Origin of the sequence: Exiguobacterium sp. U13-1, assembly GCF_001750115.1 — a bacterium.
In the GTDB taxonomy this organism is placed as follows: Bacteria; Bacillota; Bacilli; order Exiguobacteriales; family Exiguobacteriaceae; genus Exiguobacterium_A; species Exiguobacterium_A acetylicum.
Genome location: NZ_CP015731.1, coordinates 203,619 through 215,911, shown reverse-complemented (window position 1 = coordinate 215,911; position 12,293 = coordinate 203,619). Strand labels below are relative to the sequence as shown.

At 49.5% G+C, this 12,293-nt stretch carries 13 protein-coding genes; 3 read left to right on the top strand and 10 right to left on the bottom strand.

What is annotated here, in order from left to right; all coding sequences use genetic code 11:
* Positions 1-5: 5 nt before the first annotated feature.
* Together ESP131_RS01165 and ESP131_RS01160 are read right to left on the bottom strand one after the other, a co-directional pair.
* On the bottom strand, positions 6-557 hold the full coding sequence (locus tag ESP131_RS01165) for a maltose acetyltransferase domain-containing protein (protein WP_047390725.1): 552 nt from the start codon (positions 555-557) through the stop codon (positions 6-8).
* A 122-nt stretch (positions 558-679) separates the two neighbouring features.
* Complete coding sequence (locus ESP131_RS01160) at positions 680-1,564, bottom strand: SDR family oxidoreductase (protein WP_047390731.1); 885 nt, start codon at positions 1,562-1,564, stop codon at positions 680-682.
* Positions 1,565-1,695: 131 nt separating this feature from the next.
* Between ESP131_RS01160 and ESP131_RS01155 the strand changes: the two genes are divergently transcribed.
* Complete coding sequence (locus ESP131_RS01155) at positions 1,696-2,157, top strand: VOC family protein (protein WP_069940075.1); 462 nt, start codon at positions 1,696-1,698, stop codon at positions 2,155-2,157.
* Positions 2,158-2,220: 63 nt separating this feature from the next.
* Here the strand turns inward: ESP131_RS01155 and ESP131_RS01150 are convergent, their stop codons facing one another.
* Positions 2,221-3,570, bottom strand: coding sequence for an FAD-dependent oxidoreductase (locus ESP131_RS01150; protein WP_029342869.1), 1,350 nt, complete (start codon positions 3,568-3,570; stop codon positions 2,221-2,223).
* Positions 3,571-3,980: 410 nt separating this feature from the next.
* On the opposite strand from ESP131_RS01150, the gene ESP131_RS01145 reads away from it, so the two are divergent.
* Positions 3,981-4,598: a YitT family protein gene (locus ESP131_RS01145; protein ID WP_029342868.1), complete on the top strand. Its 618-nt coding sequence runs from the start codon at positions 3,981-3,983 to the stop codon at positions 4,596-4,598.
* Between the two features lie 99 nt (positions 4,599-4,697).
* Positions 4,698-5,264, top strand: coding sequence for a GNAT family N-acetyltransferase (locus tag ESP131_RS01140; protein ID WP_029342867.1), 567 nt, complete (start codon positions 4,698-4,700; stop codon positions 5,262-5,264).
* A gap of 72 nt (positions 5,265-5,336) precedes the next feature.
* Here the strand turns inward: ESP131_RS01140 and ESP131_RS01135 are convergent, their stop codons facing one another.
* The 7 genes from ESP131_RS01135 to ESP131_RS01105 are packed head-to-tail and all read right to left on the bottom strand — an operon-like array spanning position 5,337 to position 12,276.
* The gene (locus ESP131_RS01135; protein ID WP_029342866.1) at positions 5,337-6,713 is read right to left on the bottom strand and encodes a glycosyltransferase family protein; all 1,377 of its coding nucleotides are present in this window, start codon (positions 6,711-6,713) and stop codon (positions 5,337-5,339) included.
* Positions 6,710-7,627 (bottom strand): FTR1 family iron permease, encoded by a 918-nt coding sequence (locus ESP131_RS01130; RefSeq protein WP_029342865.1) that lies wholly within the window; start codon positions 7,625-7,627, stop codon positions 6,710-6,712. Before ESP131_RS01130 ends, ESP131_RS01135 begins: the two co-directional genes overlap by 4 nt.
* 12 nt (positions 7,628-7,639) lie before the next feature.
* A complete protein-coding gene (locus tag ESP131_RS01125; protein WP_231925665.1) occupies positions 7,640-8,374 on the bottom strand; it encodes a hypothetical protein in 735 nt (244 codons plus the stop codon).
* Positions 8,371-9,099: a glycosyltransferase family 2 protein gene (locus ESP131_RS01120; protein ID WP_029342863.1), complete on the bottom strand. Its 729-nt coding sequence runs from the start codon at positions 9,097-9,099 to the stop codon at positions 8,371-8,373. Before ESP131_RS01120 ends, ESP131_RS01125 begins: the two co-directional genes overlap by 4 nt.
* The gene (locus ESP131_RS01115; protein ID WP_069940074.1) at positions 9,096-10,532 is read right to left on the bottom strand and encodes an alkaline phosphatase family protein; all 1,437 of its coding nucleotides are present in this window, start codon (positions 10,530-10,532) and stop codon (positions 9,096-9,098) included. The genes ESP131_RS01120 and ESP131_RS01115 overlap by 4 nt, the downstream gene beginning before the upstream one ends.
* Positions 10,529-11,383, bottom strand: coding sequence for a lysylphosphatidylglycerol synthase domain-containing protein (locus ESP131_RS01110; protein WP_069940073.1), 855 nt, complete (start codon positions 11,381-11,383; stop codon positions 10,529-10,531). The genes ESP131_RS01115 and ESP131_RS01110 overlap by 4 nt, the downstream gene beginning before the upstream one ends.
* Entirely contained in the window at positions 11,365-12,276 is a 912-nt protein-coding gene (locus ESP131_RS01105) for an NAD-dependent epimerase/dehydratase family protein (protein WP_069940072.1), read from the bottom strand. The genes ESP131_RS01110 and ESP131_RS01105 overlap by 19 nt, the downstream gene beginning before the upstream one ends.
* Positions 12,277-12,293: the final 17 nt, after the last annotated feature.

Below are 12,293 nucleotides of genomic sequence, written 5' to 3'. Positions count from 1 at the left end.
GAGAATTAGATTGTTTTAATGATTCGGGCGGGATTTCCACCGACGACGCTGTTTGCCGGTACATCCTTGACAACGACACTTCCTGAGGCGATGACAGCATTATCTCCGATCGTCACACCGGGATTGATGACCGCGCGTCCACCGATCCAGACGTTATTTCCGATGACGACCGGTTTTCCGAATTCATAACCGCTGTTGCGCTCGACAGGATCGAGTGGATGGGTCGCAGTATAGATATGTACTCCTGGAGCAAACATGCAGTTGTCACCAATCGTAATCGGGCAAATATCGAGCAAGACACAGTCATAATTGGCATAAAAGCGAGCCCCTAACGTAATGTTGTAGCCATAATCACATTTAAACGTCGGTTCAATGTAAAAGTCGGCTTGCTCTGTCCGGAATAATTGCTGAAGAAGTGCCTTCCGTTTAGCCCTATCATGGACACTCAATTGATTGAACTCATAGCAGAGTGATTGTGCCCGGATGCGGTCAGCCACGAGTTCCGGATCTTGTGCTAAGTAGAGTTCCCCTTGAATCATTTTTTCTTTTTCAGTCATCTGATTCACTCCTTCATCGTTATTACTCTCATTAGACTAAATGGTACCTCGTGATGCAACTGATATCCCGTTAAGACACGCAAAAACAGGATAGCCGAAGCTACCCTGTCGAGATTCAATCCTTATGCCAATTCGATTCCGCCTGTGACACCATAGATTTGCGCCGTGACATAGCTCGCAGCGTCTGAAGCGAGGAAGACATACACATCCGACAGTTCGACCGGTTGACCACTGCGTTTCAGTGGTGTTTCCTGTCCGAACTCTGGAATATTCTCGCTCGGTTGACCACCCGAGATTTGAAGCGGTGTCCAAATCGGACCAGGTGCGACGGAGTTGACACGGATTCCTTTTGGCGCGACTTGTTTAGCGAGTCCACGCGTGAACCCGTTGATGGCAAACTTCGTCGATGCATAATCCAAGAGGTTCGCGCTTGGGTTGTATCCTTGAACGGATGTCGTCGTGATGATCGAAGCCCCTTCCTTCAAGAGTGGCAAGGCTGCTTTGACGACCCAGAAGAGGGAGAAGACATTGATTTCGTATGTTTTTCGTAATTGCTCCGTCGACAGGTCGAGAATGTCTTCGACAGCTTGTTGTTTACCTGCGACAAGTGCCAAAATATCGAGTCCACCGAGCGATTCGTGTGCTTCTTTGACGAGTTGTCCACAGAACGCTTCATCACTTAAATCACCAGGTAAGAGATATGCTTTTTGTCCCGCTGCTTCAACGAGTGCTCTGACCTCTTCCGCATCCTGTTGTTCTTCCGGTAAGTAGTTGAGCACGATATCGGCTCCTTCACGAGCGTAGGCGATTGCTGCTGCTCGGCCGATGCCGGAGTCGCCACCCGTAATCAGTGCTTTTTTGCCGATCAATTTGCCGGAGCCTTTGTAACTCTCTTCTCCACAATCGGGAACAGGTTCCATTTTTGCTTGAACCGCTGGTGCGTCCTGATATTGTTTTGGAAAATCGTCATTGAAGTATTGTGTTAACGGATTTTTCGATGCAGCCATGTAAACATTCCTCCTGAAAGTTGGTTTTGGTATAGGTTGTATGTTCCCTCAACAGGTCGGATTAAACGTTTCTGATGGTAGTAAATTTGGAAATTGATGGTTTACACTAGAAAAAGAGGAGTGTGAAGAAGATGATTGCTGGACTGTATGAAGCCCATTTACCGGTCAAAGAACTCGAACGATCGATTGTCTTTTACGAAAAATTGGGTCTTGCATGTGCGTTCCGAAATGAACGCGTCGCTTTCTTTTGGATCGAACACGGTAAGAGTTGGTTAGGACTATGGAAAGCCGGTCAAGTCGAGTTACCGTATCATCCGTCGATTCGACATGTAGCGTTTCGAATGGAGCAAGAAAATATCGATAAAGCACAGGACTGGTTAAAGGAGAGAGGCATTACCGTTCGATCCGCCTTTGGTGTAACGGCAGCTGATCAACCGCTTGTTCTTGATAACCATCCACATGCGCACGCAGCAATCTACTTCGAGGATCCAGATGGCAATTCGCTCGAATTGATCGCACCGTTACGCTTTGACATGGAAACAGTGAATGGCACGATGCCGTATCATGACTGGCAAGAAGTATATGAAAAATGAATGAGAATAAACGAAAACAAGCAACGGTGATCCGTTGCTTGTTTGATTTATCGTGTAATGCGCTTAGACACGAGCAGATTGGCGCTCGTTCATCGCTTGTAGAGCTGCTTGGTTCAGCAAGTTCCACGGTTTGTTGTAGTGCGGTTGGAAGAAGAAGTCGACGAAAGCGAGCTCTTCAAGTGTCATATCATTTTGAATCGCGACAGAAAGTGTGTTCATCGCTTGTGTCAAATCCACTTTCGAGATGATTTGTGCACCGACGACACGATGAGTTTCCGTCTCGAAGACGAGTTTCAATTGGACGTCTTCTGCTGTTGGCATGAACTCTGGGCGATACGCATCTGTGACCGTCGTGCTGCTCACTTCAAGTCCGAACAAGGGTGCCGCTTCTTCTGTCAAACCAGTCGACGCAATGTTCAGATCATATAGGCGAAGACCTGATGTGCCTTGTGTTCCTTGGTAACGAATCTTTGGTGCGCGTAAGTTTTTACCGATCAATGTTCCCATCCGGACAGCATTTGTTGCAAGCGGGATATAGGCATGTGTCCGAGCTGGATTGTAATAGACAGCACAGCTGTCACCAGCAGCAAAGATGTTCGGGTTGCTCGTCCGCATGTAATCGTCAACGATGATGGCACCGTTCGGTAGCATGTCGACTTGACCTTTTAAGAGTTCCGTACTTGGGCGGAAACCGACACAGAGAATGACGAGATCCGTTTCGAACGTTCCTTTGTCTGTCACGACGTGTGTCACAGCACCGTTTTCTCCTTTGAAGCTTTGGACGGTTTGTCCGAGTTCGAGGCGAATACCGCGGTCTGTCAATTCACGTTCGATGACGTCAGTGAATGAGCGGTCGAGGTATTTGTTGAGAATGCGATCCGCACTGTCGATGAACGTGACGTCTTTTCCGTATGCTTCAAACGCTTCGACGAGTTCAGCACCGATATATCCTGCACCAACGACGGTGATCCGTTGTGCATCTGTCGCTTTTTCAATGATTGTTTGAGCGTGGTGATAGTTTTTACAAAGCTCGATTTGATTCAACTCGATGCCAGGAAGCATCGGAATGATTGGCCATGATCCTGTCGTCATGATGAGTTTATCGTACGTATCGTGAACGACTTCACCAGTCATGAGGTTTTTCGCAACGATCGTTTGGCGTTCACTATCGATTTCAAGCACATCATGTTTCAGACGCATCTTAGCGCCGAGTTCAGCGAGTTCACTTGGTGATGAGTAGAAAAGTGATTCCGCATGTTTGACGACACCACCGACGTGAAGCGCGATTCCACAAGAGAGAAACGATACATTGTCATTCCGCTCATAAACGGTGATCTCGACGTCTTGTTGTGAAGCGAGTTCTTTGACTGCTGCTGTTCCTGCGTGTGTACATCCGATGACTGCTACTTTCATGGGTAAAGTCTCCTTTGTGTTTTGTTTGTGATAAATATCACATTCATTTGATATACTTAGTGTAATCCTTCACAAGATCGTTTTCAAGTAGTTTGTTCAATATTGAGCATAATCTTGTCTAAATTGTGAATGAGTGAGCAAAACTGTTTGGATTATGTGAAGAATGCGTAAAACTGTTTTAGTTACTGAAATTCGGGTTATAATGAAAGTAGATTTTTAATGAAGGGGTGGAAACCGATGGATACCGAGAGGACCAATCATCTATTCAGCTTACCTGATTTTTAGCAGTACCGGTCATAACGAACAGACGGTAATGGCTTATAAAAATCAGGGAGAGCGAAAATAGATGAATACCCAAACGGGACGTATAAAACCTCTCCCACGATGTAAACGGGAGAGGACAATAAAACATGAAACGAATCGCAACCATCTTAACCGGAACGCTCATCATGGCGTTTGGTTACTACACATTGAATGAACAGTTCGGATTAGCAGAAGGCGGCTTCATCGGATTATCGTTGCTAGGTCGATACTTTTTTGATATCAATCCTTCAATTTCGATGATCGTGCTCGATATTCCATTTTTCATTGGTGCTTTGTATTTCAAAGGAAAACGCTTTGTCAGTGAAGCGTTACTTTCAGCAGGTGCGTTATCAGTCTTTTATGAAATGTGGCACCGACTTGATTTGTTCCACTTTCCAGAACAAGCTTGGCCAGCGACGCTCATCGCAGCGATTGCTAGCGGAATCGTGACCGGATATGGTCTCGGACTTGTTTTGAAAAGTGGAGCGGCAACAGGTGGAGACGATTTGCTATCGATGGGACTCAGCAAACTGACAGGTCTATCGATCGGAACAATCTTGTTCGGACTCGATGCCATCGTGTTAATCATCTCACTCGTCTATCTGCCGCTCAGTTTAACGTTATATACGTTACTGGCTGTAGCAATCGCTGGACGTGTCGTTGCTGTCATGACACGGGAGCCTGTCATCGTACCGGTACCTGTCGTTCAAAAAGTCACGCAGTGAAACGGATGAATGTCTAAAAAAATCATGTATCGGATTCGACATCGTCGAGTCCGATTTTTCAGGTTTATTGATTAGAAAAATTCAAAGGAGAACGACTAGATGATTCGACAAGCATATGCTTCTGAAGCACAACAGATTGCCCCGTTGATTGAGCAAGCGATTCATGAGATTGCTGAGACATTGACGGGAACGACAAAGCGGGAGGAAGTTTTAGAGAGACTCGCGTACTTTGTCGCTGAAACAGGAAACCGACTGAGCCATGAGAACATCCTCGTGAAAATCATCGAGGGTGAAGTAGCGGGAATCGTCATTGCGTATGCCGGGACGGATGCGGAACAACTCGACGAACCGATCAAAGCACAACTGAAGCGCTGGACGGGTCGCGATGTCCAGATTGATGTCGAGACGGAAGGTCCAGTCTATTACCTGGATACTTTATCGGTTGACGCGCGTCATGGTGGAAAAGGAATTGGAACAGAACTATTGCAGGCAGCAGCGGAAGAAGGGGAAAAACGAGGACTACAAGCGTTCACCTTAAACGCTGATCAAACGAATGCCGGGGCACAGCGACTGTATCGTCGTCTCGGCTTCGAACCGATTCGGACGATTGAAATTAGCGGCGGTACCTTTGATTATATGGAACGTCGTTACGATACGCAGCAATGAAAAAAACCATGTCGATCCCCACGGTGTCATTCGGGAATCGACATGGTTTTTCGTATGCATGCAGTTGTGTCATCAAGGCGTTAGTTGATACAGCATCGCTTGCGCGTCTTCCGGTTCGTAGCGGGCATCACTCGTGAAGCGAACGATTTGTTTGACGTTTGGTCGCACGCCTTGAGCGTGGAAGCGCTCGAGCAATCGACCGGTCACGTAACTCTGATCGGATTTTGGTTCTGCGTTCCATTTACTGATTGATCCGATCGGAACGATCGCGGCATCCGGTCGTTCGGACTGGAATTGGCGAGCTTCCTCGTCGGTAAAGACTGTCGCGCCGATTGGAAGAGTCGCTACGTAACGCGCCAGTTCAATCGTCGCCGGGGGACGCGTGGCTTGATCGTTCAACGCGAGGCTACCGATCGTCAACTGAACGACTAAAAATGGTAGATACATCTGTAACGGAAGCTGACGGATCAACCAGATGAGTAGCAATAGGACAAGCGGTAAGACATGACGGGGTTTATCGATGTTTTGTCCGAGCCAGACCCAGACGAAATAGAGTCCAGCCGTCGCTCCCCAAGCGACATCGACTGTCCAACGTTTCCGTAAAAACAGCAGCAGTCCAGACACTAGTCCAATCCACGTGCCATAACCGATCCCATGCCAGAAGAGTTGCTGAAGTGTTTGAACGAATCGTTGGAGGATGGATGCATCATCGGTCTGAGCAGAACCACCCCAATCGGAAAAATGACCGCTGACGAAACGGAGTGACAGTTGAAGAAACGAATAGGGTCCACCGACGGAAAAGGCGACCGGGAGCAACCAAGCCAGTTGCGCCAGAACAAGGAGCGCACATTCGGATAAGAGTTGCCAGTAATCCTTTCGTACTTGCCACAGCAAGACAAGCAACATAAAACCAAACGGCGCATAGGACAGTCGAGTCGCCATCAGTAAACCGAACAGAAGATACGGAAGCCAGCGACGAATCTGATGTCGGGCGCGTTCGATGCTCCAGCCGTACCAGACGAGTAGTCCGAGGGCGAGTCCATCTGACATCCCGGTTGCAGCGAACGTCACGAGTGAGGCAGTGGAGAGAACGGTAAAGGTAGCGATCAGCCGCGTCGTATCATACGCATGACGGCGGAACAGCCAATAGAGTGGCAAGAGGGCACTTGCCAGTCCTAATGTGGAGACGAGTCCAAGTGCTTTGACAGGTATCATCAGTGGCAGAAACAGATTGGCAAATAAGATGAAAAAAGGATAACCCGGAAAATGCGGGCGTAAATCAGCCAAATCATAATCAGTCACAGCGAGCGTGAAGTTCGCGATATCGTAGCTCGCGATGAATGGACTGACGTAGGCAATCCGCAAACTGATCCAGCCACCGATGAATAGCAACGTGATCCAAAAAAGCGATCGTCCACGCGGACGTGAACGATCGCTTCGGACGGTCAAGAAACCTCCTGTAAGGACTTCGATGACTTCGATGGTTTGTTTTGACGGAGCAACATCCAACCAGCAAAGGCGAAATAGCCCCACCAAGCGACGACTTGTTCGAGCGATGGGTTATGGCTGTATCCGAACATCGCGCCCATGAACGTTCCGATCTGTCCACTGATCAACGTCGAATTCCCGGTATCGCGCAAGTATTGCACCTGATCGATGTAGTGCTCCGGCATGAAGCCGACGATGTTATACACAGCAGCTGGTGTGCCGTCAGCATTCATCAAGAGACTACCGAGCAAACCAAGATCTTGGAAGCGTCCGATCGTTTGGACGAGCATGCCGGCTGCGATGAAGAGAATCAATACGCCCGTTACTTGGAAGAAGCGTTTGACGGGAATCTTCATTGAGCCGGAAACGAATAAGTATCCGAAGATCAAGGCGAGTAACAGACCGGAAACCGCACCGTAACTCGTCAGGACTTTTTCGATTTCCCCACCTGAGATGGCAGCGAAGAAGAAGACTGTCTCAATTCCTTCTCGAACGATGACGAGGAAGGAGTGGATGATCATCGTGATGGCACTACCCGTCGAGACGGCAGCGGCGACCTTCGCTTGGGAGGCTTTTTGATTCTCTTTCGCTTCCTTCCCCATCCAGAGGACCATGTGTGTCAAGAGCAGGACGGAGACCATCATGATGCCGAGACGGAGATACGTATCGCTTCCGAAGCTCGCAAAACTCGTAAAGACGACTTGGAACAGGAACGCGACACCAAGGCTAGCGAGAAGTGCCAACCCGACACCTGCGTAGACCCACTTTTTATATTGTGGAGCGTTCAATCGATCGAGATAACCTAAGATCAACCCAACGATGAGAACAGCCTCGAGACACTCCCGAAGTGTAATCAAAAACGCTTGAAAATCCATCTGTCTTCCTCCTTATGAGCGGCGTTTCTTCTTCCATTGACCAATGACGACGATGACGATGAGTACAACGACGAGTCCGAGCGCAATCAATTTCCAAATCGCGTCCGTTCCGAACGTTTGACCGAGGAAGGAGTCTTCTTCCGTGAAGACGCCTGTTTTTTCTTCACCCGGCAGGACGAAAAGAGGCGTCAACGTATCTTCGATCATCGTAATGTTTTTCTTGAAGGATTCTTCATCACTCGCTTTTTTCCCGACCCCAAACAGACCAGGATTTCCGAGTGCCTTTAATGATTCATCAAATGCAGTATACACGTCATCGGATGTTTGTGCATCCTTGCTTTCCTTTACGTAAGGTGCGAGCACATCATACGTGCCACGGGCTTTCGCGAGTAAGAGTTTCGCTTGACCGAAGTCCTCGAACTGCTCTTCAGCAAAGTGCAGGCGACGTTCGATATTTTGACGGAGAGCGACACGATACGCTTGCTTTGCAGCCTCGGCATCTTCTTGTTCGAGAGCCGTGTCGATCTTCGCTTTCGCTTCAGGGAAATACAGTTTGAATTCTTTATCATAGGCGGCAAGCGTCTCTTTCGCAAGCGCATAATCCTTGGCATCGAGTTGTTCTTCAAATTGTTTATACGCTTCCGCAAAAGCTTCCTTTCCTGGGTCTCCGTAACTATAAGCAGAAACCGTGGAAGTGCTCACGAACAGTGAGAGTAGGAGGAGCGGTAGCAAGAGAAGGCGTTTCATCCGAGGTGCTCCTTTCGTTCCATGCGTTCTTCAACGCTAAGCTGTGTGATCGGTCGTCGCCACTCCCGGTAAATCGCTGGGAGGACACGTTGGACATAATTCAGACGGATAAAAGACTTTCCTGCTTCCCGGACCCGATAACGGATCGGGACTTCGTGAAGGCGGAAGCCTTTTCGGACGAGATTGAGAGTTAAGACTTGGGCATAGTTATAATCGTGAATGATCTCAGCATGGTGACACGCTGCGCGTGAAAAAGCACGCATTCCACTTTGACCATCATGGATTTTACGTTTCAATAAAAGGCATTGCAACCACGTGAAGACATGATTACCGATATAGCGATAGAGCCGCATCCCGTCTACGGTACCGAGGAAGCGGGAACCGAATACGTAGTCGGCTTGATCGTGTAAGATCGGTCGGACGATATCCGGAATTTGATCGGCCGGATATTCGTTATCGGCATCAATCATGACAGCAACATCAGCGCCGAGTTCGTAGGACTGGCGGAGTCCTTCCCGGACTGCAGCGCCGAGTCCTTGATTCTGCTCGAACCGATAGACATGTGCGCCGTGTTGACGCGCGATCGTACTCGTCGTATCCACTGAGCCATCGTCGATGACGAGGATCTCGACGGGAATGCCGTCAATCATGTCCGGAATTCGTTTTAAGACGAGCGGGAGCGACACTTCCTCATTGTGGGCCGGTAAAAAGACGATGATCTTCATTTAGACTTCGCCTCCTTGAACGCTTCTGTCAACAGCACACCACGGCTATCGTGCGGGATGTCTGCCCCTAGGACTTTTGTGATCGTCGGTCCGAGTGACAAGATATGGCGGTGCGTATCCACTTTCAGACCAGCATGAACGTTCTTACCATACATCCAGAACGGAACGAACCGTTCGCCTTCATCCAAGTGACCGTGTCCACCGATTCCGTCCGCTTGACCGTGATCTGCCATGACGATGAGTGTCGCATCCTCGAGTTTACCGAGACGATCGAGCTCCTCACAAAATTCAGCGAGTAATGCATCTGCTTCCTCGATTTTTTCGACATACTCGGAATAGAGGGTGCCCCGACTGTGTCCCGTTTGATCCGTTCCGATCAACTGAATCGCGAGCAGATCCGGATCCTCTTCATGGACGATTTGTTTGGCACGTTCTACGATATTTCGATCCGCGACATCGTTATGCATGACCGCCGTGACGGTCCGTACGTCGGTTGAACCGAACGCATCGACAAGGTGTGCGATGCCAAGGATTTTTCCTGATTTATCGACGGCACGGAGACGGTCGAAGACGGTATCTGTTTTAACGCCGGTCGTGTTCCAGACCATGTTCGAATGAATGCCGTGATCTTCCGGGCGAGCACCCGTGAACATCGAACTGAAGCAGACGACAGTCCGGGCAGGGTAGACAGTCTCCATATTCGTATATTCCGTTCCTTCCTGACGCAATCGTTCGAGAAACGGCGTGTTTGCTGCCATGTAGCGATCTTTACGCATCCCGTCGACAATCAGAACATAGACTTTTTCTGAAGTCGGAAGTGTCGCGTCCGTCGTTAATGCTTCTGGCAACTTCGGTTTCCAGTCGAACAGGTAGTGATGTAGGATCCATGCAAAGACGAATAGACCAATTGGGAACCAGACGAACGTCATGTCGAGTGTCGATGCGTCACTTGCCGTCCACCAGTACATGAGCAACAGAGCAACCTTAGGCAGTTGCTCCTGCGCGTTACCACTTGTCGAATCACTATTCTTCAGAACGAGTTTCCAAAAACGCGTGAAGTTCGTCCAGCGCGTTCCGATCCGGAGATGATAATAGATCGTTCCCCAGAAAAAAATCGTAAAGAAGAAATAGAGACCTGCGCCATAGGCGAACAAAGGTAAGTAATCTGCATTCGTACCCCGAAGGAACAGCCAAACGATCACCGGGATCCAAAGGTAATTTCGTAAAAATAACGGAAAGTCATAACGCCAAAGCAAGATAAATAAAGGAAGCGTCACGATGAAACCAAGACCAGCTTCTGCGAGTGGCATCTGCGTCCATAAGGCGTACGTCAAGAAGACGCCGACCGTAAAAATCGGTGTGAAGGGTTTTCCTTCATTGAGTAAGTTCCAGGCGCGTGCTGCGACTTTTTCAAAGCGAGAAGCACTTTTCATCGTCTCCCTCCTTTCCAATCAGTGTATTTGAGCTGACGAACCAACAACCGAAGCGTAGCCGGATGCCGCGTTAAAACGTACAGCGGAATAAGAAAAGCAAAGGCATATTTAAAGAAGTGCGTCATCAAGGCAACGTCGTACGCATGGGCAACACCGGCTTGCCGTAACACTGTACCCATCGCGAGTTCGTACGTACCGAGTCCACCCAGCGTGAACTGGATCACACCGGACAGGACACCGGCACTCATGGCGATCAATGTCGTCGGGAAGGACACATCGATACCTGCTCCGTGCAAGAGGAGGAAGACGGCGAGTGCCTCGACGGCCCAAGCGAGCGTTCCGAACAGAACGAGCGATGGGAGATGCGGGACATGTCGGCGTAACACGAGCAATAACGCGGTCGCAAGGAGCGCGACGAGCAAGACGATTGGGTGAAACAACCAACCGATCAGAATGAAGGTACACAGAACGATCAAGTCAATACTTCGTTGTAAGACGAAGATCGCGCTCGTCTGTTTCCATGGACTTCCGACGGCTCTCGCCGTCACGAGTCGGATCATCTCTCCCAGTTTGACCGGTGAGAGATGATTGATCGTCAGTCCGAGATACAGGCTCGACAGGTATACAGCAGTCGGTGCACGTTTGGCATCGGCGCGGCGCCAGGCGACCGCGCGTAAATAAAAGGCGATCGCATACGTCAAGGTCGCAAGGATCGTCCAGGGACTCTTGAATAAAGCTTCAATGTACCGATACGAGACCGGTAACTCCAAGAAAAAACGGAGCAGTAAAAAGATGACAAGCCCGGTAAGCGTCAGATACAGAAACGTTCGAATCAGCGGTTTTGATGCCACGCGATCACCTGCTCCAGTCCAACATCAATCTCGATTGACGGTTGGTAACCGAATGCTTCTTTTGCAGCCGTCGTATCACTCCATGTCATCGTCACGTCCCCACGTCGTGCAGTTTGAGTTTGCACGGGCACATCAAACCGTTGACCGATCCGTTCAGCTAGCGTGCGGACGGAGACCGGCTGATTCGCGCCGAGGTTATACGTCCCGACTGCACGAGCCAGCAACGCCTGTTCCATTCCACGGGTGATGTCATCGATATACGTGAAGTCACGGATCGGATCACCGAAGACGGTGAGTGCCTCTCCGCGCAATGCCTGTTCGATGAATCGAAACAGCGCCATATCGGGACGCCCCGATGGACCATAGACCGTAAAGAAGCGAAATAATGTCACGTTTACATCATATAAATGAGCATAAGCATGGCAAAAGCTTTCGGCACTATACTTGGCTGCCGCGTAAGGACTGGCGACGTGTCCCGTTGCCTGTTCCTCTTTCAGCGGCCCGGTCTGTTCCCCATAAACGGAAGAAGAAGACGCGAAAAAGACATGCGGCATGCCATGTCTTTTTGCGGCTTCTAACAAGGTCACCGTCATATCGATGTCCTCACGAATATAGTGATGCGGTTCTTCGAGCGAACGCGGAACACCTGGAAGAGCTGCGAGATGGAAGACAGCGTCGAACGATGTCTCCATCCAGGTGTCGAGATCGTGATGAACGTCACCTATCGTCACGGTAACGCCGGCACGTCTTAATGCAACTGCCCGTTCTTCTTTCAATTGGACATCATAGTAGTCCGTAAAGGCATCAAGGACATGGACGGTATGATGCTGCTGGAGCCGGAGGGCGAGGGCGGCGCCAATGAAGCCGGCACCTCCTGTGATTCCGATATTCATCTTATCCCTCCGTTTCC